The organism is Brachybacterium sp. Marseille-Q7125 (assembly GCF_023062615.1).
Lineage (GTDB): Bacteria > Actinomycetota > Actinomycetes > Actinomycetales > Dermabacteraceae > Brachybacterium.
In genome coordinates this window covers 1-24374 of record NZ_JALLAL010000044.1, presented here as the reverse complement: position 1 = coordinate 24374, position 24374 = coordinate 1, and the positions used below count along the sequence as shown (strand labels likewise).

Here is a 24374-nt window from a genome sequence, read left to right as displayed (position 1 = left end):
CCCTCCAGCCACCTGCCCCGTCAGCTGCGCGCCCCCCTTCAACCACCTGCCCCGTCAGCTGCGCGCCCAGACCTGCGGGGAGCGGTCCAGGTCCTGCACCAGGTGGAGGAAGCGAGCGACGTCGGTGTAGATCCGTTCGGCGGTGCCGCGGATGTCGGCGCTGGTGGGGTCGAGGCTGAACAGGTTGACGTCCACGCTGAAGGCCAGATTGATCCGGCTGCCGGTGAAGGAAACCCCCACGGACTCCGTACCCATCTCGGCGATGAACGCGCTCAGGGTCTCGATCAGCTGCGGCGTCAGCAGGGAATGGGCCTCAGCCGGATCGGTGCTCCAGCCCTCCACCCCGTCGGGCAGCTGCAGCCCCGCCATCGGCGCCGGCTCCAGCTCGGTCTCGGCCGCCTCCTCGCGGTCCAGGGAGGTCAGACCGCGCGTGCGCTCCGACGGCAGGAAGTACGTCTCACTGGCGAAGGGACGGTGGAAGTCGGCGGAGAAGAACACGAGCGAGGGGCCCAGCTTTTCCACCTCACGCCTCTTCTTCTCCAAGGCCCTCTCCAGCTGCTGCTGGAGCTCGCTTTTCTGCTTCGACTTCCAATACATGTACTCGGCCCGATCATTGACCGCGGAGCGACTGATGCGCAGGCCGCTCTCGCGCAGCTCCTGGCGCGCCAGGGAGCGCCATTCGCGCCGCTGCCGGGCACTGGGCTCCGACGTCTCCCGTGCACGCTCTTCAGGCGTGACCGCGGACTGCCACTTGAGATCGGCCAGGACGAACTCGGTGTCCCCGAGCCGCCCGGTGATCACATCCTCCTGCACCATCTGGGTGTCGTAGACGAGCCCCGCACTGGCGAGCGTCCGCGCTGGAACCGTGCCATCCAGGGCGTAGCTCGCCCGCAGCACAGGCGCCGATCCGTCAGCGGCAGCGGGCGCGGCACCCGGGGCGCTCATGCCCGCCAGCAGCTGCTCCATCAGCGGCGTGCCCACGGACTGGGAGAAGCTCTGCCGCGCCGTCCCCGCCTGCGTCAGGGCCACGAATGCCGAGACGCCCAGCAGGGCGAGGCCCGCCAGGCCGATCAGGAGCCCGAGCAGGTTCGAGACGACATACACGAGGATGCCCAGGATGAATCCGATGAGCCCCAGCACTACACCGGCCTTCACAGCAGCGCCGAGCGGGCCTTCCATCCGCGCATCCCGCGTGCTCTCCCGCACGGCAGCCTCGTCCACCTCCATCTGCGCCCAGACAGATGCGAACGGCGGGATGGTCAGGTCGCGGTGCGCGGCCATGAAGGTGCCTCCAAACGTCGATCACGCCGCCCTGGCCAGCGGCTCCGCACGCCGGTAGCAGTGCTGAACGGGCGGAGCTGAGGCGCACAGAGAGCGCCCCGGTTCAGCCTCGGCCGCCCAGCAGCTTCCCCATCGGCGTGAAGTCCGCGAACTCGGGATCCAGCCCCCGGGCGACGCTCTCGCCCGCGGCCTGCTCGGGGTCGCCCGTGGCCTGCTCAGCGCTGCGAGCAGGGTGCGCAGCAGCGCCCGACGCCGCCCCATCGGCCGCGAGCATCACCGCGAGCTCCCGCGCGGCCCGCGCCGCCCGATCAGCGAGCGGAGCTTCGTCGGCCTCCGTGGCATCCGCCGCCCCGAAATCACCGGCGGCCGCGAACACCGTCGTCGGCACCACGCGCGCCTTCAGGTACTCGAAGGACGGGCGCACCGCCAGATCCAGCGCGAGCGTGTGCCGCGCGGTGCCGGCCGTCGCCCCCAGCAGCACGGGCTTGCCCCGCCACACCTCGCGCTCCACGGCGTCCAGGAACGTCTTGAACAGGCCGGATGCGCCCATGTTGAAGATCGGGGTGACGGCGATGACCGCATCGGCCGCGCGGACCTGGCCGATGACCTCCTGCAGCGACGCGCTCGGGAAGCGCGTGACCAGGGCGTTCGTGATGTCCGTGGCGTGGTCGCGCAGCTCGTGGACATGCACCTCGAGCGGAGCGCCATCGGCCGTGAGCTGCGCGCGCACCGCGGCTGTCAGCTGATCGGCGAGCATGCGCGTAGAGCTGGGGGTGGACAGTCCCGCTGCGAGGACGACGAGGGAACGGGATGCAGAGGTCATGAGGCCCTATTCTCCGCCCGATCCTCCGCGCGCAGGCCCGTCCAGTTGTCGCCCGTGTGGAAGCGGTACGTCGGATCGAACACCCCGTCCCGCGTCTCCTTCTGTGCGACCAGCGAGGCATGCGTGGGGGCATCCGGCACATCGGCCGGCCGACGCGCATCGAGCTCCTTGCGCAACACCGGCACCACCTCGGTGCCCAGCAGCTCGATCTGCTCCAGCACCGTCTTCAGCGGCAGCCCCGCATGGTCCATGAGGAACATCTGCCGCTGGTAGTCGCCCACATGGTCGGCCATCGTCAGGTAGCGCTCCACCACTTGTTCCGGGGAGCCGACGGTCAGCGGCGTCATCTGCGTGAACTCCTCCATCGACGGCCCGCCGCCGTACACCGGGGCCGCGTCGAAGTAGGGGCGGAACTCGGTCCACGCATCCTGGCTGCTCTTGCGCATGAACGCCTGGCCGCCGAGCCCGACGATCGCCTGCGCGGCGGTGCCGTGGCCATAGTGCTCGAAGCGCTCGCGGTACAGCTGCACCATCTGCTTGGTGTGGCTCATCGGCCAGAAGATGTTGTTGTGCAGGAAACCGTCGCCGTAATAGGCGGCCTGCTCAGCGATCTGCGGGGAGCGGATCGAGCCGTGCCACACGAACGGCGGCACCCCATCCAGCGGCCGCGGCGTGGAGGTGAACTGCTGCAGCGGCGTGCGGAACTGTCCCTTCCAGTCCACGACATCCTCGCGCCACAGCCGATGCAGCAGCTCGTAGTTCTCGATCGCGATCTCGATGCCCTTGCGGATGTCCTGCCCGAACCACGGGTAGACCGGCCCGGTGTTGCCGCGCCCCATCACGAGATCCACGCGGCCGCCCGTGAGGTGCTGCAGCATCGCGTAGTCCTCCGCGATCTTCACGGGATCATTGGTGGTGATCAGCGTGGTGGCGGTGGAGAGGATGATCCGCTGCGTCTGCGCGCCGATGTACGCGAGGGTCGTGGTGGGGGAGGAGGTGACGAACGGCGGGTTGTGGTGCTCGCCGAGCGCGAAGACATCCAGTCCCACCTGCTCCGCGAGCTTCGCCTGCTCGACGATGCTCCGCAGGCGCTCCTGCTCGGTGGGGACCCGGCCGGTCCTCACATCGGGCGTGATGTCCGCGATGGAGAAGATTCCGAACTGCATGCTGCGCTCCTGAGGGCTCGTCCCATCCTGTAGTTCAAACCTAAACTACTGGGTGGGGGAGTGCAAGGGCAGCGTTACAGGCGGCGAGGGGAGCCCAGCCCCTGCCCGCCTAGGGCACGTCTCTAAAGTAGGTGGTTCAGCCACTGGATGACCGTTCGGAGGACGGCTCCGGCGCGGTAGGTCAGGGCGAGTTTGTCGTAGTGTCCCGCGTCAGACTGTGTGGCAGAGCCCGTTAGTTGCGGGTCTAGCCTGAAGGAGTCTGATCATCATGGCCCGACCACCCGTCGTTGCAGTGGAGGAGAAGGTCCGTATCGTCCTGTCGATCCTGGCGGGCGAGGTGACTGTCGCAGAGGCTGCTCGCCGTGCGAAAGTCTCCGAGCAGTCCGTAGGTAACTGGAAACGACAATTCCTCGAAGGAGGGCGCTCTGGCGTAGCTGCCGGGAAATCGAAGCCGAGCAGCCGCGAGAAACAGCTCGAGGAAGAGATAGCGGATCTCACCCAAGCGCTTGGCGAGGCTCACCTCGAAGCCCGCGTGTGGAAGAAAAGTGCTGAGGGCCGCCTGGGCCCTTCGAGGACCTCGAGATGATCCGCCAGGAAGCGGGCATGTCAACCTCGAGGTTCTGCGAATTATTCGACATGCCCGAGCGGACCTGGCGTCGCTGGCAATCTCGCCACCAAAACGGTGAAAGCGTTCGCGGTCCGTGGCCCACGCCCGCACGCGATGCCGCCCATGACATAGTCATCGACATGGCGCAAAAACATCCCGCCTGGGGGCATCGGAAGATCTGGGCGATGACCAGATACGAGGGCGGGCAGTCCTCAGCGTCCACCGTCATGCGGATCATGTAGGACGCGAACCTCCTGCTGCCCACCAACTACCAGAAGCACCAACGCGATCTGGCAGGCGCCAGGAGAGCGGCGTTCGCTGAGGCGCCCACCGGAGCGAACCAGGTGTGGCAGCTGGACTTCAGCGAGTTCGAAACCATTTCAGGGGGTGTGTGGCGCCTGGCGGGATGCCGCGACTACTGGAGCAAATACGAATACCCCTGGCATATCTCACCGACCGCCAATTAACACGACGCCATCGAAGCTATCGAGCTTGCCCTTGCCGAGCATGAAGCGCTGACCGGAGCGCCACTCATCGACTCCTGCAACATCTCGCCCGACGGCGAGATTGAGCCATGTCTCACTATTGTCACTGACAACGGTGGCCCATTCCGGTCGTTCCGGTTCGAACACTTTATCACGTCACATCCCGAAATGCGTCACGTCCGCACCCGCGTGAAGTCTCCCGGGCAGAACGGTTCACGAGAACGCGGATTCGGATCCCTCAAGTACGAACGGCTCTACCGAGAAGAGATCCACGACGCCCTGGAGCTGACCTGCCACGCCGAGGAGTACCGGCTGGAGTACAACACGGTGCGGCCCCACGAGGCCATCGCCTGGAACCGGCCCCGGGACGTCCACCTCGGGCACGCCAGCCCCGACACCCCCAACTTTGCTGGCCCCGCAATCCTGCCAACAACTTGACACGGGACAGCTGAACAGTCGTTGCCGTTCCGTGTGACCGATGAGAGAAGGAAGCGTCGGCAGATGGCCGCATCGCACTTCGGATGAGCTGCGCCTCGCTCGGGCACGGCTGGTCCCGGTCGCGTCCGCGTCTGCCGCGAGGAACGGGGACGTGCCTTGTGGGCGCTCGCTATGGCCGTCTGGCGATCACTTGGAAGGTGTGCCAGTGCTTCGGGCCGGAGAACGCGTTGCCGTCGTACTCCCGCTCGACGAGCTGCTCGACCTCAAGGTCGCTCACCAGGTCGTCCACCTGGGCGCGAGTCAGGAAGGATCCAGGTCCTGCTGACCAGTCATCGTTATCGCCGAACAGGTCGACTGCGTGGACGCCACGCCCCGCACCGGCTACGTTGGAAGCGTGAGCCGAATCCTGTTCGCGCCGGAGACCTTCAACCTGGGGGAGACCTCTCGCGGGGTGGAGGTCGCCCGCGTCCTTGCCCGGCGCGGACATGACGTCCTGTTCATGGGGTATTCGCCCCGATTCGCGAACTGCGTCCGCGATGCCGGCTTCGCTCTCAATCTGTTGGAGCCATCCCTCAGCGATGCCGACGCCGATGCGCTGATCGCCGTCGACCAGGGACGCCGGCTGCGCCACCCGTTCACCACCTCGATGGTCCGCCAGCGAGTGGACAGTGAGCTGGCGCTGATCCGGTCGTGGCGGCCGGATGTCATCGTGATCGGGACGACGCTGTCGATCTTCCTCTCGGCGCGGATCGCCGGTGTGCCGCTCTCCTACGTCAAACCCTTTCCGCTGAGCCGCGGGCATCTGGCGCACGTGCGTGCGCTGCCGATGTTCGCCGGGAACGGGCGAGCCGCCCAGATGGGCAATCAGCTCGCGGGAACGCTCGCGCGACGCCTCGCGCCACGGATCCGGTGGAAACCCTCCTCGTTCTCCCGCGTGGCTCACGAGCACGGGCTCGACCTGACCGGCCCGACACTGGCACTGCTGGCCAGCGATGCCGACCTCATCGCCTCCCCCTTCCCGCTCATCGACTCTCGCCCGCTGGCGGCGGGAGAAGCTGCCGTCGGACCGGTGTACAGCCGCAGCGACGCGGCGCTGCCCGCATCCCTCAGCGCGCTCGCATCGCGAAGCCGCCCCTGCGTCTATGTGGGCCTGGGATCCTCCGGCAATGCAGGGCTCGCACATCGTCTGCTCTCCCAGCTCGGAGAGATGGACATCGACGTGATCACGTCGACGGGGCGCTTTCTCGATGAGGCCGCCCGCTGCAGCCTGCCCGATTCAATCCGGATCTTCGACTTCCTGCCCGCGCATCGGCTGGCCGGACTCGTCGACGCGTCGATCATCCACGGTGGTGAGGGCACGGTGCAGACAGCCTGTGCGTCCGGCGTGCCCTTCGCGGGAATCGGGCTGCAGCTGGAGCAGCGCTGCAACATCGACGAATGCGTGCGCTACGGCAACGCGCTCCGCTTCACCCCCGCCGATGTGCGCAAGGGCCGACTGCCCGCGATCGTCACACGCCTGCTGACGGACGAAGTCTTACAGCGTCGAGCACGCGTTCTGAGAGATATCGTCAACCAGTTCGATGGGCCCTCCGCCTGCGCGGACCGGATCCTGGCCTTGGCTCGCCGCAACTGATCGTTCCCGCGAACAAGCAGCTGGCAGGGATAGCGCTGCGCCCACTGCCGACCGGAAAGACCGTGTGCCGGCCGCCGGTCGACTCTCGGTCAGCCTCCGTTCCCCAGCACCTGATGCTCCGCGGCCAGCCGCGCGAACACGAGGGTGTCGGTCCAATCGCCCTTGCTGAACCAGTCCTGGACGTGGTGCGCTTCGAGCCGCATCCCGACGCGACGCGCGAGCGCGGCGGAGGCTTGGTTGCGGGCGTCCATCTGGGCGGTGACGCGGTGGAGCCGGTAATGCTCGAACCCGAGCGCGAGGGTTGCCTGGACTGCTTCGCCGGCGAGCCCACGTCCGCCGTAGGTCGGGTCGAGGACCCATCCGATCTCTGCTTGCCGATGTTCGCGATCCGTCAGCCAGAGCGCCACATCGCCGATGGGCTCGCCCTGGTGCTCGATGACGAGCGCGAGGGCGCCGCTGTCGGACTCGAGACCGGTCCTGAGGAGCCGTTCGCCGAGCTTGTCGTGGGCGTCTTCCGCGTCAACCAGCAGGTAACGGGTTCGGACCCGTTCATCGTGATGCCCTCAGCGGACCTCGAGCAGGCCGTGGAGACCGCGGTGACCGCCCGCATCCAGAACAACGGGCAGTCCTGCATCGCCGCGAAGCGGTTCATCATCCACACCGACATCTACGACGCCTTCGCCGAGAAGTTCGTGGCGGCGCTGCGCGGGCTCACCGTGGGTGACCCGCTGGACCAGAGCACCGACGTGGGCCCGGTGGCGACCGAGGGCGGGCGGCAGGATCTCGTGGACCTCGTCGAGGACGCGCGGCAGAAGGGCGCCTCGATCCTGCTCGGTGGTGACGTGCCGGAGGGCCGCGGCTGGTTCTACCCTGTGACCGCCATCGCGGACCTTCCCGACCAGGCCCGCCTGGTCCGGGAGGAGGCGTTCGGACCGCTCGCGGCGCTGTACAAGGTGGCTGACCGTGAGGAGGCCGTGCAGGTGGCGAACCGGACGGACTTCGGGCTGAGCTCCTCGGTGTGGAGCCAGGACCCCGAGGAGCAGGAGTTCTTCCTCGAGCGGATCGAGGCGGGCGGCGTGTTCGTCAACGGCATGACCGCATCCGCGCCGGAGCTGCCCTTCGGGGGCGTGAAGCATTCCGGCTACGGCCGCGAGCTGTCCGCCGCGGGCATCCGGGCCTTCTGCAACCTCAAGACCGTCTGGGTGGCCTGAGCGCGGCGGGCCGGGCGCGGATCCCTGCCGCAGGTCCCCACACAGCCGGTTCTGCGCGTTCTGCTGGCATGTTCCGTGATGACATGCCAGCAGAACGCGGAGTACTGGCCCGAGGCCAGGAACCGGGTCCGGCGCCGCGTCGAGGGTGGCAGGATGGGGTGCCATGACCTCTGCGAGCATCGAGACCCTGCTGGACGCCGCCCGCCTGGGCGGCCTGACCACCACGAGGGGAGGCAGGATCCTCGCCACAGTCAGTCGGCCGGACGCCAAGGGCACCGCCTACCGCACCGCCCTTGTGGAGCTCGAGGATGACCGGATCCTCCCGCTGACCCGCGGCGCAGCCTCGATCGGCGCGGTCGCCGCCGCGGAGGACGGCACCACCTTCTTCGCCGCCAAGCGTGTGGGGGAGGACGGCGAGGAGGCCGACGATGCGCAGCTGTGGGCGCTGCCCGTGCGTGGTGAGGCCCGTGAGCTCGCCGCCCGCCCCGGTGGCTTCGGCCGCCTCGAGCTTGCCGGGAACCTGCTGGTCACGGAGCTCCAGGTCCACTCCCAGGCCAGCGATGAGGTCGAGCACGCGAAGCTCTCGAAGGAGCGCAAGCAGGCCAAGGTCACCGCCGCCCTGCACGATGCCTTCCCCACCCGCTACTGGGACCATGACCTCGGCCCGGCCCGCCCTGTCCTCGCGATCGCCGAGCTGCCCGAGGACCTCATGGCCGCCGAGCCGACCCCGCCCCCGGGCGTCCCGGACCCCGACGCGGACGAGCCCACTGTCGACCGCACCGACACCGCAGCCGACGACACCGCGACCACCGACACCGCCCCGTCGGACGCCGAGGACGACACCCCGCGCCGCCAGGTCCTGCACTTCCGCCACATCCCCATGCCGCCCGGCCGCCTGGTGGCCTGGAGCGTGGACCGCGCTGGCACCCGGGCGCTGGTTGCGATGTCAGATTCCCGCCATGACCTGCTGGCCGTCGCGGACCTTTACCTGCTGGACCTCACCGGCGAGCAGGAGCCGCGGCTGCTGCGCGAGGCGACAGCCGAGACCCAGCACTATCCCGGCCCGTTCAGCCCCGACGGGTCCCGTGCCCTGATCGGCCGCTCCCGCACCTGGACCGAGGAAGCCACCCTCTCCTCCTCCACCGAGATGCTCGATCTCACGACCGGTGCGACCACCACGGTGTGGCCCGAGGCCGACGACTGGCTGGACATCGACTGGCTGGACGATGCGACGCTCGTGGCCACCGGCGATGACCACGGCCGCGGCTCGGTGTGGATCGGCGGCCTCACCGACCCGGCGCCGCGGCGCCTCGCCGGCGGGCTCGAGCAGCAGCTGACCTTCTCCGACCTGCAGGTGGCCGGGGAGCAGCTCGTCGCAAGCGCCTCCGGCATCACCGTGGCGCCGCATCCGGTGCGGATCTCCCCCGCCACCGGCACCGTCACCGCGCTGCCGAACCCTGCCGATGAGCTCGACGCCCCCGGGCAGCTCACCGAGGTCACCGCCCACGGCGCCGATGGCACCGAGGTGCGCGCCTGGCTGCGCCTGCCTGACGGGGAGGGCCCGCATCCGCTGGTCGTGTTCGCGCACGGCGGCCCGTGGGGGTCGTGGAACGCCTGGACCTACCGCTGGAACCCCAGCCCCTTCGTCGATGCGGGCTATGCGGTGCTGCTGCCGGATCCGGCGATCTCCACCGGCTATGGGCAGGCGATGATCGATCGCGGGCAGCATGAGCTGGGCGGCGCGCCGTTCACCGACATCATGGCGCTGACCGATGCGACCATCGGCCGCGCGGACATCGACGCGGACCGCACGGCTTTCGCGGGTGGCTCCTACGGCGGGTACATGGCCAACTGGGTGGCCGGACACACCGGCGACCGCTTCCGCTGCATCGTCACCCACGCCTCCCTGTGGGACACCGCGACGATGGGCTCGACCACCGACAACGCGGCCTGGGAGCGGCCGATGCGCCGCCAGAACCCGCAGTACAACCCCAAGGAGTTCGTGCGCGACATCGTGGTGCCGATGCTCGTCATCCACGGTGACAAGGACTATCGGGTGCCGATCGCCCAGGGTCACGCCCTGTGGTACGACCTCAACACCTTCTCCGCCACGCCGCGGGATGAGCAGGGCCGCACCCGTCACCGCTACCTGTACTTCCCTGATGAGGGCCACTGGATCATGGGCCGCGGCAACGCGCAGGTCTGGTACGAGACCTTCATCGGCTTCCTCGACGAGCATGTGAAGGGCGAGGCCCCGGAGCGCTCGGCGCAGCTGGGCTGAGCGCAGCTGGGCTGAGCTGCGCGGCGGGCGCCGGGCGGGTCAGCTGACCTGCTCGGCGTCCGCGCTCCAGGTCGCGCATTCGCTGAGGAAGCCGCGGGCATCGCGCCCGGCCCCAACCCACGCGGCCCGGGACTGGCGCGAGGGGTCACCGGCGCTCGCCGGTTCGGCCTGCGCGGCGTCGGAGGTGACGAACTGCTCGACCCGGCCCGTCGGCCGCACCCCCTGCGGCAGCTGGAACGCAGCGGCGGAGGCCATGCAGGACAGCTGCAGGTTGTAGCGCCGCTGCGCCTCCTCTGCCCCGGCCTGGTCATCGCCGAGCGCGACCAGCAGCGCCGCGTAGTAGCCGTCCAGGCTCAGCGCGTTCATCACCAGGATCGCGGTGGAGTAGGACAGGTGCCACATGTACAGCTGCGGCACCTCCTCCGCGGAGGCGTTCGAGAACCCCGGATCCCAGGTGGCGGGCCAATACACGGTCTCATCATCGGTGCAGGCCACGGGCGCATCACCGGTGAAACGGTCGGCGGGACAAGCGGAGTTCGCGGGCGGAGCATCAGCCGTGAACACCTCCACCGAGAGGTTCGGCAGGGTCACGTCCTGGGTTGCGAGCGCATCTCGCCAGGTCGTCGCCAGGCACGCCATGCCCGCCTCGAGGTAGGTGGGCAGGTCATCGGCGGGCACCAAGCCCGCGTCCGCCTCCGGCAGCTGGCACTGCGCGGGCACCGGCAGCCGTGCACTCACCAGCGGGTTCTCGATGAGGACCTGCCGCAGATCCGCGGCATCACCCCCAGGCACGGTGCCCTCACCGAGCGGCGCCCACACGCCGGGCTCCGTCTCGGCGGGTCCCTGCGACGGGGCCTGGGTGGCGACCGGTTCGCCGAGCTCCCCGCCGCGCAGATACACAGCGGTCAGGCCGCCGCCGATCATCAGCACCAGCAGCAGCACGCAGCCCGCCGCGAGCGCCGGCACGAGGAACCGCGGCCGACGCCGCCCGCCGGTCGCATCCACCCCGGGCGGCCACGCGGGGGAGGGAGCCGATGGGGAGGCAGCCGATGGCGCTGGTGAGGCTGGGGTGGGGCCGGAGCTGACGGGACTGTGCTGGCCGGCAGCGCTGGGCGGGCCGGCGGGGGAGTACTGAGGGCCGACGGGGGAGGGTCCCGCCCCGGCATACCCCGCGCCGCCGACAGCCCCGGTGGCCGCGCCTGCAGCGCCGGGACTTAAGGCCGCGGGGCGCGGCGGCGCCGAGGCCGACGGCGGGGTGTCATCCGTGGGCAGATCCTCCTGCGGCGGCAGCACCGGCGGGGTCTGCGGCACCTCGAAGCGGGGCCGCACGTCGAAGCGCTGGATCGGCGCAGTGTCCGGCATGCGCTCGGCGGGCGTCGACGGCGTCCCCTGTTCCGCCGGTGCAGCCTCCGTCGGCTCCTTCGGATGGAGGAACTCCATCGCCGGCGGCGAGGCCTGGGCTCCTGATCCGGGGTCTCCCAGCGGCACCTGGTCGATGAACCCGTCCCCGGGCTCGGGCGCCGGGGCGGGGGTCGGCGCGCTGGCCGGGCGGCGCAGCGTCTCCTCATCGGGCGCGAAAGCGGACTCGTCGAGCACAAGCGTCTGATCGAGATCCACGCGCCGACGCAGCACCGTCGGCTCCAGATCACCGTCGGGATCCCCGGCGCCATCGGTGATCGGTGCAGGACGCTCGAGCGTCGGATCGTCCGTCGGCGCGACGCTGGTGCTCCCGGCATCGGTCCTGGGTGCGCGCACCACGGTGTCCTCGTCGAGGCCGCGACCCGCTCCGGGCTCGGCGTGATAGCCCGCACTCGGCCGCACGACGGTGTCGTCGTCCGCGGGATCCTCATGCTCGGCGGCGCCGTCGGGCCTGGTGTTCATCATCCTCCTGCTCCTGCGGCCGGTGAGATGCGGTGCGGGGGCGTCAGCTCGGTGCTCGTCAGGTGGTCTGCTCGGCCGGAGCGGTCCAGGTGGTACAGGCGCTCGTCTCGCTGCCAGAATCCAGGCCCGTGCCGATCCCGCAGGCCCGCGGCGGGCCACCCGACTGCGGCCTATACCCGTTGCTGCTCACGCTGTCCCCTCCCCGTCGACCCACGACCTGAGGGAAGGATATCCCGCTGGTCATAGCGGCGGGAGCGGACGTGCGCCGCGATGGTCACAGGTCGGTGACACACCCGGATCGGGGACCGACGGGGCTGACGGGCGCGCAGCTGAGCATCTGGGTGACGCACCAGTCGTCGGGGGTCCGGGGGTAGGGCCGACGGGGCCGCACCCCTCAGGCCACCTGCTCCGCGGGGGCGGACCAGCTGTTGCAGGTGCTGAGCTTTCCCTCGCCCCCGAAACCCTTGCTGATCCATCGTGCCCGTGATTCCGGGGCGAGGACTGTGGTGCTCCGGTCCGGATCCCAGGTCGCAGGGTCTTCCAGTGCCGAGCGCAGGTCCGGGGAGGGGCGGACCTCGCGCGGCAGACGATCCACCGCGAGCGCGGCCAGGCACGCTGTTTGGCTCGTGTACCGGCGCATCGCCTCCTGGCCCTTCTCGCTGTCCTCCCCCTCAGCATCCACAAGGTCCAAGTAGTAGTAGGCCAGGGTGGAGGTGAACATGAAGAGTGCGGGGAAATGCGCCGCGATGCTCCACAGCACGAGGGCCGGATAGTCCTCATCGGACACGTCATCGACGCCCAGATCCGCGCCGAGCGGGAAGCTGATCGTCGCATCGATGATGCACACCAGGGTGCGGTCGCTGTCCTTGTCCTCGCCCCAGTCGCATTCCGTGTCGGGGCGCTCGCCTTGCTTGGTGACCACCACACGGGCTGGTGCCCAGCGCAGGCCGCGGTCCGAGGCGGCGGAGGAATAGATGCGGTTCAGGCAGGAGGCTGCCGCCGTGGCGAGCTCCTGGACCTGCTCGAGGTCTGCATCAACAGGGGTGTCGGGCAGCTCGCACGTGGAGGAGCCGGGCAGGTCCCCCTGGGTCATGGGATTGTCCGCCATCGCCGCCCACAGCGTCTCGAGATCTTCCGGGGGATCCTCGCCGCGCCGCAGCACATGGAACGGCTCCGCGGGAGGCTCCGGCGTGGGCGGCGTGGTGGTCGGGCTCGGTGATGGGGCATCCGCGGACGTGGTGGTGCTCGTCTCCCCGGCGGTGGTGGCCGCGGTCTCCCGCAGCACCAGCACACCCACGCCGCCGACCACGGCGAGCAGCAGCGCGAGGATGCAGCCGGCCGCAACGGTGATCAGCGCCCAGGGCCGACGGGGCGGCGCGGGAGGCGGGCCCCATCCGCTGCTGCTCATGCCATCCCCTCCCGCCTGTGCACTCATGCCGCGCTCACGTGCACTCGTGCCGCGCGGCCGCTTCATTGCCGTTGCTCCGGCAGGATATCGACCCCTGACCAGGAAGGGAGGGCGGGGCAGGTTGCGAGATGGCATCGGTGCCCGCACGCGAATCGGCCCCTGCTCCGCGGCGAAGCCGCAGGTCAGGGGCCGAAAATCGGCGGAGGATGGGGGATTTGAACCCCCGAGGGCGTTAACCCAACACGCGTTCCAGGCGTGCGCCATAGGCCGCTAGGCGAATCCTCCAGCGCTCGATGAGAGCACTGAACAGCGTACCTGACGCGCCAGGTGCGCGCGAACCCGTCGGGCGCAGGTCACATCGGTGGGCCCGCAGCGAGGCGGCGGCAGGCCGAGCCGTCCGATATCCCGCCGACCTGCTCGGGCTTCGCCCCGGTGTCCGAGTGGTCACGTCCACGGACGGTACTCAGGTGACCGGCCGCCTGCATATGGCACGCGGCCGGTCAGGAGAGTGCCGTTCGTGGAACCGGCCCCGCAGCGCCGGCCCGGTCCCGGTGGACTCGCGCAGGTGCAGCACCGGTTCCACGTCGCTGATGGCGTCGCTCGTGCGCCCCTCCAGCCGCTCCACGAGCATCCGTGCGGCCACCCGACCCATCTCCTGCCGTGGCTGGTTGACGCTGCTCAGGTGCGGGCGCACGGTCAGCGCCACGGCCGAGGAGTCGTAGCCGATGATGCTCAGCTGTTCCGGCACCGCGACCCCGGCGTCGGCCGCGCGGTGCAGTACCCGCACGGCCGTGATGTCGTTGGCGGCGAACACCCCGGTGACGGCATCGGGATCGCCCCGCCGCAGCGCACGCAGCAGCAGGTCGACCCCCTCCTCGACCTCTTCCGGCCCTACCACCTGTACCTGCTCACGCAGCCCCATCTGCTCGGCCGCGGCCAAAAACCCGGCCCGGCGCTGGGCTGGGCCGGGCCGTGTGGACAGGGTGACGTGCGCGAGACGGCGGTGGCCGCTCGTGACCAGGTGACGCACCGCGAGGGCCGCCCCCTCGCCGTCGCGCCCGCGCACCGTGTCGGTTCCCCGCACGGTGTCCTGCATCCTCCCGATCACGACCGTGGGCACGAGGTCACCGGCCTGCTCGAGCGCGGCCGGGCTCAGCCACGTGGTCACCGCGATGACCCCGTCCACCCCCAGGTCCAGCAGCCGCTGCAGCTGCCGTTCGAGATGCTCCCGGTCGCGCCGACCATGCGCGATGACCACTCCCAGTCCCGCCCGTTCGGCGAACCCCTCGATCCCGGCGATCACATCCGTGTGGTACGGATTCCCGAGGTCCGTGGGCAGCACCCCGATCAGTCCGCTGCCGCGCCCGATCCGTCGGTATCCGAGCTCCCGCGCGGCCGCCTGGATCCGGCGCCGGGTCGAGGTGCTCACCCCCGGCCGATCGTTCAGCGCCAGCGAGGCCGCGGCTGAGGACACCCCGGCGGCACGCGCCACATCGGCCAGCCGGACACGCGGTGCAGAGGGATCCATATGCCCCACCCCATCACGGTGCGGAGCCCGATGCATCCCTTCTCACCTGCGCAGCTGAGCAGTTTCAGTAAAAGCGGCCAAGGCGTGATGACGGGTTCACCCGGCGTTCATCACGCCTCGTCATGGGCTCCCTAGCGTGGCCGTGACGGCCCGGACCGCGGGCCCCAAGACCGGATGGAGCGCCGTGACCACTGCACCCCGCAGCCCGCAGCCCGAGCACCCCCTCGAGCTCGCCCGCACTCCGCTGTCCGTGGAGCCCACGGCGGCGGGGGCGGGCCCGTTGCTCCCGGCGCCGCGTGCGCTGCTGCTGGATTTCGGCGGCGTCGTGGTCACCACCGCCAAGCGCATCAGCTGGGCGCGGGAGCTCACCCAGTCCCTGGTCCGACGGGCCCGCGCCGCCGGGCTCGCGCTCGATCCCGCGCTCGTCGAATCCTCCCTGCGCACGGGCCGCGCCGCCCTGTCGCTGTGGAAGAACGCTGCCTCGCGCCGTCTGGCCCCGCGTGAGCTCGCCTCCGCCGAGATCCTCACCGACTTCCTGCTCAGCGACCTGCCCGCCCCGGCCCGCGCCGCCCTCGCCCTGGATGCCCAGGCGATCCTCGCCGAGATGGCGATCCTGGTGGCCGACCATCACGTGCGCCCCGGTGTGCCCGAGCTGCTGGCCACCGCCCGTGAGCACGGCATCCCCTGCGCGATCGTCTCCAACGCCCACTCCGGCCGCGCCCACCGCCGCATCCTCGCCGACGCGGGCTTGGCTGAGTATTTCGGCGTGCAGATCTATTCCGACGAGGTGGGGATCCGTAAACCCCACCCGGACATGATCCGTCTGGCCACCGGCGCCCTCGGGGTGCGGCCCGAAGAGGCCTGGTATGTGGGGGACACGCTGGACCGCGACGTCGTGGCCGGTCGCCGGGCCGATGTGGGCGCTGTGATCATCACCCGTGACCGCCGCACCGATACCCCGCCCTTCCCCATCACCGACCGCCCCGACCTGGTGCTCGAGACCCCCGAGGGGCTGCTCGACCACCTGCGCGCAGCTCTCGACCGGGCCGACGGGTCCAGCGCCCCGCAGACGGCAGGCGGAGCCGCACCGGGGGAGACGGCCCAGACCGCAGCTGCCCCGTCGGCCCCGGCCCGCGGCAGCGCACCGCGCCACCCCGCCCTGCTGCTGGACCACGGCGGCGTGATCACCACCTCCACCCCCAACCCCGAGCGCGACCGCGTGATCGGCGCGCGGATCGTCGAGATCTCCCGCGCCATCGGCCACCCGATCGGCCAGGACACCGCCGAGCAGGCCATGCGTGAGGGCTGGGAGCTGTTCCGCGCCGTCAAACGCAGCCGCGACGCCGACGCCGAGCCCGGCCGCCGCCACCGCGAGATCGCCCCCGCGACCCTGTGGGGCGATCTCATCGGCGCCAGACTGCCCGGCCCCCTCCGCGCCGCCCTGCGCCTCGAAGCCCCCGAGCTCTCCCACCTGCTGCACCGGATCAAGAACCATCCCCGCCCACGCGCGGGAGCGCTCGAGCTGATCCGCTGGGCGCATGATCACGGCATCGTCGTCGGCATCGTCTCCAACACCATCTCCGGCCGCGGCGTACGCGCCACCCTCGAGCGCTACGGCATCGCCGACCTCATCGGACCCGCCGCCTACTCCGAAGAGATCGGCGTGCGCAAACCCGGCGGAGAGATCTTCGAAGCCGCCCTCGCCGGTCTCGAGACCGACCGCGCCGACGTCCTCTACGTCGGCGACAAGGCGCTGAACGACGGTCGCGGCGCTCGCGAGGCCGGCATCGGCACCATCTGCCTGCTGCGCGGCGGGAAAGACAGCGACGCCGCGCTCGACGCCGCCCTCGCCGCTGGGCACGCCGACCACATCCTGGACCGCCCCGACGAGGTCATCGACCTGCTCGCCGCCCGCCTCGACGTCCCAGTTCCCGACGCCACCTGACCCCCACACCACCCGAACCGACCCCACCTGTCCCGCCCGACCTCGCATCCCCATCGGACCCGGAAGGACCCGCCATGACCACCCAGACACCCCAGGCCACCCCCGAAACCCCGCGCGATGAGCGCCGCGGCACCCTGCGCGGCGCCGTCGACGGCGTGCGCAGCGTGGAGCTGTCCACCTCGCAGAAGCTCATGATCTTCGTGCTGTCGATGTCCCTGTTCGGGCTGTCGAACATCATCCTGGAGATCATCCCCGACCTGTCCATCGGCCCCGTCGACGTCTCCGTCTCCTACCTGGTGTTCGTGCCCCTGACGATCGCCGCCCTGTTCTCCCCGTTCTGGGCCGCTCTCGGCGCACCGCTCGGCGAGATCGTGTTCACCGACCTGCTCATGGGCGACTTCTCCGGTCTCGCCGAGATCGAAGGCTTCCTGCAGATGTTCCTGGCGATCTACATCGCCGGCTCCCTGATCCGCAACCCGCGCTCGAAGGGTCAGATCTTCGTGGGCGCCGTGGTGCTCGTGCTCGTGGACAAGATCCTCTCCGCCGTTGTGGACCTCGCCAAGGTGTGGATCGGCGTGGAGGAGGCCGAGTACGTCGAGGGTCTGCCCGAATCCGTCCTCGCCCTGGAGGCCCTGGGGCTCGGGGTGGACGTCATCATGTCCGGGATCCTGCTGGGCGCCATCCCCGCCCTGTGGCTGATCCCCGCGCTGCACGGCAAGATCGAGCCGCTCATGGGCATGCGCCCGCGCGTCCCCGGTGAGCCGATCCCCGGCGAAGCCCCTAAGACCGCGATGTTCGTCGGCTTCGCGGTGCTGCTGTCCATCGCGTCCTTCGGCTTCGCGTTCCTGGAGGCCTTCGACCTCTCGGCCGGGGCCTGGGAGCCGGACTTCCTGGACCAGTTCGGCAACTGGTTCATCCTCGTGTCCGTGGCGGCCATCGCCGTGGTGCTGATCGTGGCGATCCTGCTGTTCCGCCTCTCCCGCACCGCCGCCGACACCCAGGACCAGCGCTGAGGCGCGACCCCGCCAGGAGCCCCCGAGTACACCGCTGCCCCGGCCACCGCCACGACCATGACCACGCCCGATGCCCAGCCCGCACCCGAGGCGCCGCGTCCGCCCGCGATCGTCGTGAAGGACCTGTCCTTCCGCTATCCCGGCACCGACCGCGACACCCTGCGCAACGTGGACCTCACCATCGAGCGCGGTGACTTCGTGGCGGTGGTCGGCGGCAACGGCTCCGCCAAAACCACCCTGTGCAAGACCTTCAACGGCCTGGTGCCCCACTACTGGAACGGCGACTTCGCCGGCAGCGTCCACGTGGACGGCGTGGACACCTGGGAGTCCTCCGTCGCCGAGCTGTCCAGCCACGTCGGCTACGTCTACCAGGACTTCCAGAACCAGCTGGTGCGTCCCACTGTGCGCGATGAGGTCGCCTTCGGGCCCCTGAACTTCGGGCACGCCGACTACCGCGAACGCACCGAGGAGGCCCTCGCCCAGCTCGGCATCTCCCATCTGCGCGAGAAGTTCGTGTGGCAGCTCTCCGGCGGGCAGGCCCACCTGGTGGCCCTCGCCGCTGTCCTCGCCCTGCGGCCCGAGGTGATCGTCGTCGACGAACCCGTCGCGGAGCTCGACCCCGCCCGCGCCCGCGAGATCTACCTGCGCCTGCGTGACCTCAACGAACGCCACGGCATCACCGTGATCACGATCGAGCACCACGCCGAATTCATCGCCGAGTTCGCGAGAACCGTCGTGCTCATGGCCGACGGGGCGCCCGTGTGGCACCTGCCCGTCCAAGAGGCCATGAACCGCCACGCCGACCTTGCCGCCCACGGCATCCCCGCCCCCGATGTGGTGGCGCTGAGCGCCGCCGTCGGCGCGGACCCCGTGGCCCTGGACGTCGCCGGCGCCGTCGGGGCTCTGCGAAAGCATGTGCGGACCGCACCGCGGGGTGAGATGAAGGGGGCCGACGGGGAGCAGCGCCCCGCCGAGCTTGCCCCGAGCACGGAGGTCGTCGCCGCGGTCGAGGGCGTCACCCACGGATACCGGTCCGTCGGCGGCGAGCTCTCCACCGTCCTCGATGACCTCTCCCTGAAGCTGCATGCGGGGGAGCGAATCGCGCTGGTCGGCACCAACGGGGCCGGCAAGACCACCCTCATGAAACTGCTGACCGGCCTCATCGTCCCTCGCCAGGGCACCGTCACCGTCAGCGGCATCGACACCCGCTCCCGCTCCGCCGCGCGGATGGCCGACCACGTCTCCTACCTGTACCAGCACCCCCAGCAGATGTTCCTCAAGGACAGCGTGCGAGAGGACATCGCCCTGTTCCCCCGCGGCCGCCAGGTGCCCGACGCCGAGCAGATCGTCGAACGGATCATCGCTGACGTGGGCCTCACTAAGCTCGCCGAGCGCGATGGGCGCACCCTCTCCGGCGGGCAGCAGCGCCGCGCCACCCTCGGCATCGGCCTGGCCATGCGGCCCAGCCTCCTGCTGCTGGACGAACCGACCTCCAGCCTGGACATCCGCTCCCGCGGCGATGTCACCGCGATGCTCGAGGCCCTCTCCGACACCGTGCGCTGCGCCGTCGTCGCCACGCATGACATGGAGCTTGTGGCCACCTGGGCCAGCCGCGTCATCGTCCTGGACCAGGGGCGAGTGCTCGCCGACACCACCCCGCGCGAGCTGTTCACCCGCTCCGAGACCACCGGGCAGGCCCGGCTCATCCCGCCGCAGGCCGCACGCGTCGCCCTCGACCTGGGGCTGGAGCCCCTGCCGCTGACCGCTGCGGAGCTCATGGCCTGGCTGCCGTCCGAGACACTGGGGGAGGAGCGCTGATGGCCCGCAAGACCCGTGACGTGCTCAGCGTGGACTGGGTGCGGCTGGAGCTGCTGCGCACCGCCTACTCCACGCGCGGCGGCCTGTTCGCCCGCATGGACCCGCGCATGGTGCTCGCCTGGTACCTGGTCATGGCTATCGCCCCGTGGCTCACACACGACCCGATGGTGCTCGCGGGCCTGTTCGGCATCGGCGTGCTCGCTGTGATCCTCGCGCGCGTGGGACCGCTCGTGCTGGGGCTGTTCCTGTTCGGGCTGCTCAGCAACATCGTCGGCCTGTTCATCGCCGCGCTGTTCTTCGGCGGGAACCTCGAGACCCTGTGGGCGCTCGCAGAGCTGAACCTCAAGCTCGGCGCGGTGTCCATGGCATCGATGGCAGCGTTCGTGTCCCTGGACCCGGAGAAGCTCTCCGATGCCCTGCTGTGGTTCCGCGCCCCCGACCTGCTGGCCTTCGGTGTCTCCTACGGCTACCGGATGTTGCCGATCCTCGTGGACGAGTACGTGACCGTGTTCGAGGGGCAGCGGCTGCGGCACGCCCCGGTGGACAAGCCCGGACTGTTCGGCTGGCGGGTGGTGCTGCAGTGGTGCGTCCTCGCCGTCACCGCGTTCTACCCGATCATGCTGAACACCGCCAAGAACGTGCGCACCACCGTGGAAGCGCTCGAGACCCGCGGCTTCACCTACGGGGCGAGTGATCCCCGCGGACGCGAGCTGCGGCTGGCGTACCTGCAGGTGCGGGGTCTGGACCTGCTCGTCGTGGGCGTGACGCTCGCAGCCGTGGTGGGCGCGTTCGCAGTGCCGGGGGTGATGCTGGGCTGACGGCTGTGCCGCTGTGCTGGGCTAACGGCCGCCAGCCGACGGCGTCGCGAACGGGTCGATGAGCCGCAGGCCGTCAACGCCGGTGAAGTCCCGGGTATTGCGCGTGGCCAGTGCTGCGCCATGCGCCACACAGGTACCGGCGATCTGGGCGTCGAGCACACTCATCGGCCGACCCTGCGAACGGGCCTGCTCGAGAATCCGGGCCGTGTACTGGGCAGAGTCGTTATCGAAGGCCAGCGTGCGACGCTCGAAGAGATCCAGCATCCGTTCCCAAGCGCGCGTGAGTTGAGCTCGGCGCTGACCGGCGGGCAAGGACTCCACGCCGTACTGGATCTCTTGCACGGTGATCACACTGATATGCAGCTCGTCCGTCCTCACCGAGCGCGCCCAGTGAAGGACGGCCGGATCGGGGCGTGGCCGCATGAACTCGCTGACCACGTTCGTGTCGGCGATGATCACGGCAACGCCACGTCCCGGGGCAGTTCCGTGCGCTCCGGGATCTCGAGTTCGGCGATGTCGACGTGATGGCCGCTGTCGGGCGCGGTGCCAAGTTCCTCGAGCAGCAGCTCATGCAGCTGGAGCAGCAGGTTCTGCTGAGGAGCATTCACGGTGTCGGACAGGATCGTGCGCACCTCTGCCTCGACGGAGCGTCCGTTCCGGGCTGCCCGAGCGCGCAGCAGATCATGCGTCGGTTCATCGACGTTGCGGATCGTCAACGTGCCCATCTGCACCACCTCCTGATAGCAATGCTAGCAACGGGTTCGGTGGACGGCTAGAGGCGACCCCCGCCCCGCCTCCGTCAGTCCTCCTGCTCGGGGTGGCGCAGGAGGTTGATGATCGCGAGGCCGAGGCCGCCCCATACGGTGAGGATCGCGACGGCCATCATGATGATCGCGGAGAGAGACATGGGAGCTCCTTCAGCCAGAGATGAGCAGGTCAGGTCGCGCTGCTGCGGGCGTGCGGGGTCTTCGCGGCAGGGTCGGCCGCGAGGCCCTTGCCGGGCACCACGGGCGGGGCGATCGGATCCCCGTCGGAATCTGCCTTATGCAGGTTCGACCAGGTCGGCCAGGGGATCAGCGAGAGCCCGATCGCGACGACCACCAGCCCGATCGCCATCAGCCAGCCGAACACGAGGACGAACCAGCCGGGGTAGTCCTCGTAGGTGCCCTCGGTCCCGACCAGCGACACCGTGGAGACAATCAGGGAGATGCCCAGCACGATCGGCGCCACGACGGCCACGAACGCCATCCACAGCTTCCCGGCGGGGAAGGAGCCGAAGTGGTTCAGGTGGTCGCGCAGTGTGGGCAGGCCGCGCACCACGTACGCCACGATCAGCGAGCTGACCAGTGCCGCGGCGACGATGCCGTACTCGTTGACCCACTTGTCCATGACATCCAGCAGCGGCAGCCCCATCGTCGTGGAGTACAGCGCGGTGGAGACCACGGCGATCGGCAGACACACGATGAGCGTGCCGGGCAGGCGGGAGAGCCCGAACTTGTCCTGGATCGCCGCGATGATGACCTCCACGATCGACACCAGCGAGGTGAAGCCGGCCAGCACCAGCGAGCCGAAGAACAGCACGCCGATCAGCGCGCCCGCCGGGGCTTCGGAGATGATCGTGGGGAAGGCGATGAACGCCAGGCCCACGCCGGCGACGACGACTTCGTCGATCGCCACTCCCTGCGCCTGCGCCATGAAGCCCAGGGCACTGAACACGCCGATGCCGCACAGGATCTCGAAGCCGGAGTTCGCGAAGCCCACCACGAGGCCGGAGCCGGTGAGGTCCGTCTTCTTCTTCAGGTAGGAGGCGTAGGTGAGCATGATGCCGAAGGCCACGGACAGCGAGAAGAAGATCTGCCCGTAGGCGGCGATCCACACGCCCGGGGTCAGCAGCGCGCTCCAGTTCGGCTTGAACAGGGCCTCCAGACCGTCGACGGCGCCGGGCAGGAACAGCGCCCGCACCACGAGGATCAGGAACATCAGCACCAGCAGCGGGATGAACACCACGGAGCTGGCGGAGATGCCGCGCTGCACGCCGAGCGCCATCACCACGATCACGGCCACCCACACCGCGATGAGGGAGATCAGCACCAGCGGCACCACGTCGAAGGTGATCTCGACGTCGTCCCCACCGAGCGCCTGCGTGTACTCGCCGAAGAACCCCGCGGGGTCATCGCCCCACCGCTGGTTCAGGGAGAAGATCGTGTAGTTCGTGGACCACGCCAGGATCAGCGCGTAATACAGGGCGATGATCAGGGAGATCAGCACCTGCCACCAGCCGATGAACTCGGTCCAGCGCGACAGACGGCGCCAGGCCATCGGGGCCGAGCCGCGCCAGCGGTGCCCGATCGCGTAGTCCAGGAACAGCAGCGGGATGCCGGCGGTCAGCAGCGCCACGAGGTACGGGAGGATGAACGCGCCGCCGCCGTTCTCGTACGCGACGGCGGGGAACCGCCAGATGTTCCCCAGGCCCACGGCGGAGCCGATGGCCGCGAAGATGAAGGCGAGGCGGCCGGGGAAGGCGCCGCGGTCGGCGCTCTGGGCGGCGGGAGCGGTGGGTGTCGATGAGCTCACGAGGAGGCCTCCGGGGGACATCCCGCGCGGGGCGGGGAGGAGCCGACGCGCTGGGGTGATGCGGCCGACGGGGATGGCGTGCGTCCCGTCACCGGGGTCGGCGACGAGCTTCGATGGCGCCGACAGGGGTGGCGACGGCACCGTCGCGGGGTGCCCGTGGGCCGGGGTGTGGCCCGTGAGCAGGGGTGACGAGCAGGATCGCTGCCCGATGTGCGGCACGATAGCTACGCGTCCACGCCCCGTCTCACGCTGTCCACGTGCTGGACGGGATGGAGTGTCCGACGGGTAACGGGCGCCGCTGTGCGCTAGAACGCCGCTGTGCGCGAGAACGCAGCTGTCTGTCAGAACAAAGCTGTCCAGCAGAGCGCAGCTGGAACGCAGGAGGGCCGCCAGCGGAGATCACCGGAGATGTCCGGTGGTGATAGGAAGGAGGTATGACCGATCTCGCCGCTCGCCTCCGCGTCCTGCCCGGATTCCCACCTGACCTGCCTGTCCTGGACCCGGACCGGGTTCCGGAGGATCCGCTCGAGCTGTTCCTCGCCTGGCTCGAGGACGCGATCGCAGCGGGTGCGAGGCAGCCTCATGCCATGACGTTCGTGACCGTCGGCCCGGATGGCGCTCCGCGCAGCCGCACCCTCATCCTCAAGGACGTCGACGAGCATGGCCTGCACGTCTCCACCCATCGCACGTCCCGCAAGGGCGCCCAGCTCGCTGCGGACCCGCACGCGGCGATGCTGTTCTTCTGGCGCGAGAGCGGCCGACAGGTCGAGGTGCGCGGGAGCATCACGGCGCTCGACGAGCAGACCTCCCAGACCGACTGGCAGGCGCGCCCCACCTATGACGGGCGCCCGAACCTCGACTGGCAGGTGTACGCGCTGCAGCCGGAGAGCATCGAGTTCCTCCAGGCACGGGAGGACCGCCAGCACACGCGCATCGCCTACAAACGGCGCAGCGAGAGCTGGACGCACGAACGGGTGACCACCCCGGCGGGCTGAGACCGACCCAGGGCCACCCTGACCAGGTGCATCGTGTCGCTCTCCCGCCCCCGATGCTGCTGGGCTTGGTCGTGCTGCTGCTCGCCCAGCTGATCGGTCTGGGCATTGCGGCGCTGACCGGGCCGCCCATCCCCGGGGTGGTCCTCGGGCTCGTGCTTCTCATGGTCCTGGGTCTGCTGCGCCTCATGCGTGCCGTGGTGCAGGCCGCGGAACCCGCTGCCCGGCCGCTGCTCACCCACCTCCAGCTGCTCTTCGTGTCGCCCGGGGCGGGGGTCTGAGGGGCCGGCGGGGCAGGGAGGACAGCTGGCGGGGGCGGCGGGGGGGGGCAGGCCCGGGCGGTCACCGGGCGCAGACCGGGGGAGGCCTCCCGGCCCCCCCGGTAATGGGCCCCTCGGCCCCTCTGCCCCCGCCCCCGCCGGGCCCCGGCCCCGGGGCTGGGCCGGTGGGGGGGGGGCCGTGGGCGGGGGGG

25 protein-coding genes and 1 tRNA gene are annotated in these 24374 nt (G+C 70.1%); 12 read left to right on the top strand and 14 right to left on the bottom strand.

Going from position 1 to position 24374, the window contains the following annotated elements; genetic code table 11:
- Positions 1-54 precede the first annotated feature (54 nt).
- The 3 genes from MU407_RS10960 to MU407_RS10950 form a co-directional block, all read right to left on the bottom strand.
- Positions 55-1281, bottom strand: a complete 1227-nt coding sequence (locus MU407_RS10960; RefSeq protein ID WP_246957408.1) for a DUF3137 domain-containing protein — start codon at positions 1279-1281, stop codon at positions 55-57.
- Between the two features lie 103 nt (positions 1282-1384).
- Positions 1385-2104 (bottom strand): CE1759 family FMN reductase, encoded by a 720-nt coding sequence (locus tag MU407_RS10955; RefSeq protein ID WP_246957406.1) that lies wholly within the window; start codon positions 2102-2104, stop codon positions 1385-1387.
- A complete protein-coding gene (locus tag MU407_RS10950; protein ID WP_246957405.1) occupies positions 2101-3270 on the bottom strand; it encodes an LLM class flavin-dependent oxidoreductase in 1170 nt (389 codons plus the stop codon). Before MU407_RS10950 ends, MU407_RS10955 begins: the two co-directional genes overlap by 4 nt.
- A gap of 268 nt (positions 3271-3538) precedes the next feature.
- Here MU407_RS10950 and MU407_RS10945 point away from each other — a divergent pair, with 268 nt between their 5' ends.
- Positions 3539-3856 (top strand): transposase, encoded by a 318-nt coding sequence (locus MU407_RS10945; protein ID WP_102237391.1) that lies wholly within the window; start codon positions 3539-3541, stop codon positions 3854-3856.
- Positions 3853-4119, top strand: a complete 267-nt coding sequence (locus tag MU407_RS10940; protein WP_246957404.1) for a hypothetical protein — start codon at positions 3853-3855, stop codon at positions 4117-4119. Before MU407_RS10945 ends, MU407_RS10940 begins: the two co-directional genes overlap by 4 nt.
- A gap of 207 nt (positions 4120-4326) precedes the next feature.
- Here the strand turns inward: MU407_RS10940 and MU407_RS10935 are convergent, their stop codons facing one another.
- Positions 4327-4509, bottom strand: a complete 183-nt coding sequence (locus MU407_RS10935; protein WP_246957403.1) for a hypothetical protein — start codon at positions 4507-4509, stop codon at positions 4327-4329.
- A gap of 21 nt (positions 4510-4530) precedes the next feature.
- On the opposite strand from MU407_RS10935, the gene MU407_RS10930 reads away from it, so the two are divergent.
- Positions 4531-4800: a transposase gene (locus MU407_RS10930; RefSeq protein ID WP_246957402.1), complete on the top strand. Its 270-nt coding sequence runs from the start codon at positions 4531-4533 to the stop codon at positions 4798-4800.
- Between the two features lie 394 nt (positions 4801-5194).
- Complete coding sequence (locus MU407_RS10925; RefSeq protein ID WP_246957401.1) at positions 5195-6433, top strand: nucleotide disphospho-sugar-binding domain-containing protein; 1239 nt, start codon at positions 5195-5197, stop codon at positions 6431-6433.
- Between the two features lie 89 nt (positions 6434-6522).
- Here MU407_RS10925 and MU407_RS10920 read toward each other — a convergent pair whose 3' ends face one another.
- Positions 6523-6960, bottom strand: a complete 438-nt coding sequence (locus MU407_RS10920; protein WP_246957412.1) for a GNAT family protein — start codon at positions 6958-6960, stop codon at positions 6523-6525.
- A 30-nt stretch (positions 6961-6990) separates the two neighbouring features.
- Between MU407_RS10920 and MU407_RS10915 the strand changes: the two genes are divergently transcribed.
- Positions 6991-7644: an aldehyde dehydrogenase family protein gene (locus MU407_RS10915; protein ID WP_246957411.1), complete on the top strand. Its 654-nt coding sequence runs from the start codon at positions 6991-6993 to the stop codon at positions 7642-7644.
- Between the two features lie 163 nt (positions 7645-7807).
- A complete protein-coding gene (locus MU407_RS10910; RefSeq protein ID WP_246957400.1) occupies positions 7808-9925 on the top strand; it encodes an alpha/beta fold hydrolase in 2118 nt (705 codons plus the stop codon).
- A 39-nt stretch (positions 9926-9964) separates the two neighbouring features.
- Here the strand turns inward: MU407_RS10910 and MU407_RS10905 are convergent, their stop codons facing one another.
- From MU407_RS10905 to MU407_RS10890, 5 genes are all read right to left on the bottom strand, one after another.
- Complete coding sequence (locus tag MU407_RS10905) at positions 9965-11809, bottom strand: hypothetical protein (protein ID WP_246957413.1); 1845 nt, start codon at positions 11807-11809, stop codon at positions 9965-9967.
- Positions 11810-11864: 55 nt separating this feature from the next.
- Positions 11865-11996 carry a hypothetical protein gene (locus tag MU407_RS14380; RefSeq protein ID WP_255407885.1) on the bottom strand — a complete coding sequence of 44 codons (132 nt, stop codon included), beginning with the start codon at positions 11994-11996 and terminating at the stop codon, positions 11865-11867.
- A gap of 204 nt (positions 11997-12200) precedes the next feature.
- Positions 12201-13214, bottom strand: coding sequence for a hypothetical protein (locus MU407_RS10900; protein WP_246957399.1), 1014 nt, complete (start codon positions 13212-13214; stop codon positions 12201-12203).
- Between the two features lie 200 nt (positions 13215-13414).
- Positions 13415-13499 (bottom strand) — tRNA-Ser (locus MU407_RS10895).
- A 178-nt stretch (positions 13500-13677) separates the two neighbouring features.
- Positions 13678-14742, bottom strand: a complete 1065-nt coding sequence (locus MU407_RS10890; protein ID WP_246957397.1) for a LacI family DNA-binding transcriptional regulator — start codon at positions 14740-14742, stop codon at positions 13678-13680.
- 184 nt (positions 14743-14926) lie between these two features.
- Here MU407_RS10890 and MU407_RS10885 point away from each other — a divergent pair, with 184 nt between their 5' ends.
- The 4 genes from MU407_RS10885 (at position 14927) to MU407_RS10870 (ending at position 20336) form a co-directional block, all read left to right on the top strand.
- Positions 14927-16687 (top strand): HAD family hydrolase, encoded by a 1761-nt coding sequence (locus tag MU407_RS10885; protein WP_246957396.1) that lies wholly within the window; start codon positions 14927-14929, stop codon positions 16685-16687.
- Positions 16688-16761: 74 nt separating this feature from the next.
- Entirely contained in the window at positions 16762-17700 is a 939-nt protein-coding gene (locus tag MU407_RS10880) for a cell division protein FtsQ (protein WP_102237113.1), read from the top strand.
- 57 nt (positions 17701-17757) lie between these two features.
- A complete protein-coding gene (locus MU407_RS10875; RefSeq protein WP_246957394.1) occupies positions 17758-19518 on the top strand; it encodes an ABC transporter ATP-binding protein in 1761 nt (586 codons plus the stop codon).
- Complete coding sequence (locus MU407_RS10870; RefSeq protein WP_102237112.1) at positions 19518-20336, top strand: energy-coupling factor transporter transmembrane component T; 819 nt, start codon at positions 19518-19520, stop codon at positions 20334-20336. The genes MU407_RS10875 and MU407_RS10870 overlap by 1 nt, the downstream gene beginning before the upstream one ends.
- 21 nt (positions 20337-20357) lie before the next feature.
- Here the strand turns inward: MU407_RS10870 and MU407_RS10865 are convergent, their stop codons facing one another.
- The 4 genes from MU407_RS10865 to MU407_RS10850 all read right to left on the bottom strand — a co-directional run bounded on the left by MU407_RS10865 (position 20358) and on the right by MU407_RS10850 (position 22931).
- Complete coding sequence (locus MU407_RS10865) at positions 20358-20795, bottom strand: type II toxin-antitoxin system VapC family toxin (protein ID WP_246957392.1); 438 nt, start codon at positions 20793-20795, stop codon at positions 20358-20360.
- Complete coding sequence (locus tag MU407_RS10860) at positions 20792-21061, bottom strand: toxin-antitoxin system antitoxin subunit (protein WP_246957391.1); 270 nt, start codon at positions 21059-21061, stop codon at positions 20792-20794. Before MU407_RS10860 ends, MU407_RS10865 begins: the two co-directional genes overlap by 4 nt.
- 74 nt (positions 21062-21135) lie before the next feature.
- The gene (locus MU407_RS10855) at positions 21136-21243 is read right to left on the bottom strand and encodes a methionine/alanine import family NSS transporter small subunit (protein ID WP_102234975.1); all 108 of its coding nucleotides are present in this window, start codon (positions 21241-21243) and stop codon (positions 21136-21138) included.
- A gap of 29 nt (positions 21244-21272) precedes the next feature.
- Entirely contained in the window at positions 21273-22931 is a 1659-nt protein-coding gene (locus MU407_RS10850) for a sodium-dependent transporter (protein ID WP_246957410.1), read from the bottom strand.
- A gap of 413 nt (positions 22932-23344) precedes the next feature.
- Between MU407_RS10850 and MU407_RS10845 the strand changes: the two genes are divergently transcribed.
- Positions 23345-23905, top strand: coding sequence for a pyridoxamine 5'-phosphate oxidase family protein (locus tag MU407_RS10845; RefSeq protein WP_102234974.1), 561 nt, complete (start codon positions 23345-23347; stop codon positions 23903-23905).
- 26 nt (positions 23906-23931) lie between these two features.
- A complete protein-coding gene (locus MU407_RS10840; protein WP_246957389.1) occupies positions 23932-24183 on the top strand; it encodes a CidA/LrgA family protein in 252 nt (83 codons plus the stop codon).
- The last annotated feature ends 191 nt before the right edge of the window (positions 24184-24374 follow it).

What these genes read in the sequence shown, in the direction of transcription:
- MU407_RS10905 (WP_246957413.1), bottom strand. Translation starts at nt 11,809, where the DNA reads ATGATGAACACCAGGCCCGACGGCGCCGCCGAGCATGAGGATCCCGCG.
- MU407_RS10875 (WP_246957394.1), top strand. Translation starts at nt 17,758, where the DNA reads ATGACCACGCCCGATGCCCAGCCCGCACCCGAGGCGCCGCGTCCGCCC.
- MU407_RS10945 (WP_102237391.1), top strand. Translation starts at nt 3,539, where the DNA reads ATGGCCCGACCACCCGTCGTTGCAGTGGAGGAGAAGGTCCGTATCGTC.
- MU407_RS10880 (WP_102237113.1), top strand. Translation starts at nt 16,762, where the DNA reads ATGACCACCCAGACACCCCAGGCCACCCCCGAAACCCCGCGCGATGAG.
- MU407_RS10855 (WP_102234975.1), bottom strand. Translation starts at nt 21,243, where the DNA reads ATGTCTCTCTCCGCGATCATCATGATGGCCGTCGCGATCCTCACCGTA.
- MU407_RS10915 (WP_246957411.1), top strand. Translation starts at nt 6,991, where the DNA reads ATGCCCTCAGCGGACCTCGAGCAGGCCGTGGAGACCGCGGTGACCGCC.
- MU407_RS10870 (WP_102237112.1), top strand. Translation starts at nt 19,518, where the DNA reads ATGGCCCGCAAGACCCGTGACGTGCTCAGCGTGGACTGGGTGCGGCTG.
- MU407_RS10910 (WP_246957400.1), top strand. Translation starts at nt 7,808, where the DNA reads ATGACCTCTGCGAGCATCGAGACCCTGCTGGACGCCGCCCGCCTGGGC.
- MU407_RS10950 (WP_246957405.1), bottom strand. Translation starts at nt 3,270, where the DNA reads ATGCAGTTCGGAATCTTCTCCATCGCGGACATCACGCCCGATGTGAGG.
- MU407_RS10955 (WP_246957406.1), bottom strand. Translation starts at nt 2,104, where the DNA reads ATGACCTCTGCATCCCGTTCCCTCGTCGTCCTCGCAGCGGGACTGTCC.
- MU407_RS10890 (WP_246957397.1), bottom strand. Translation starts at nt 14,742, where the DNA reads ATGGATCCCTCTGCACCGCGTGTCCGGCTGGCCGATGTGGCGCGTGCC.
- MU407_RS10860 (WP_246957391.1), bottom strand. Translation starts at nt 21,061, where the DNA reads ATGGGCACGTTGACGATCCGCAACGTCGATGAACCGACGCATGATCTG.
- MU407_RS10900 (WP_246957399.1), bottom strand. Translation starts at nt 13,214, where the DNA reads ATGAGCAGCAGCGGATGGGGCCCGCCTCCCGCGCCGCCCCGTCGGCCC.
- MU407_RS10850 (WP_246957410.1), bottom strand. Translation starts at nt 22,931, where the DNA reads ATGTCCCCCGGAGGCCTCCTCGTGAGCTCATCGACACCCACCGCTCCC.
- MU407_RS10930 (WP_246957402.1), top strand. Translation starts at nt 4,531, where the DNA reads ATGCGTCACGTCCGCACCCGCGTGAAGTCTCCCGGGCAGAACGGTTCA.
- MU407_RS10960 (WP_246957408.1), bottom strand. Translation starts at nt 1,281, where the DNA reads ATGGCCGCGCACCGCGACCTGACCATCCCGCCGTTCGCATCTGTCTGG.
- MU407_RS10845 (WP_102234974.1), top strand. Translation starts at nt 23,345, where the DNA reads ATGACCGATCTCGCCGCTCGCCTCCGCGTCCTGCCCGGATTCCCACCT.
- MU407_RS10940 (WP_246957404.1), top strand. Translation starts at nt 3,853, where the DNA reads ATGATCCGCCAGGAAGCGGGCATGTCAACCTCGAGGTTCTGCGAATTA.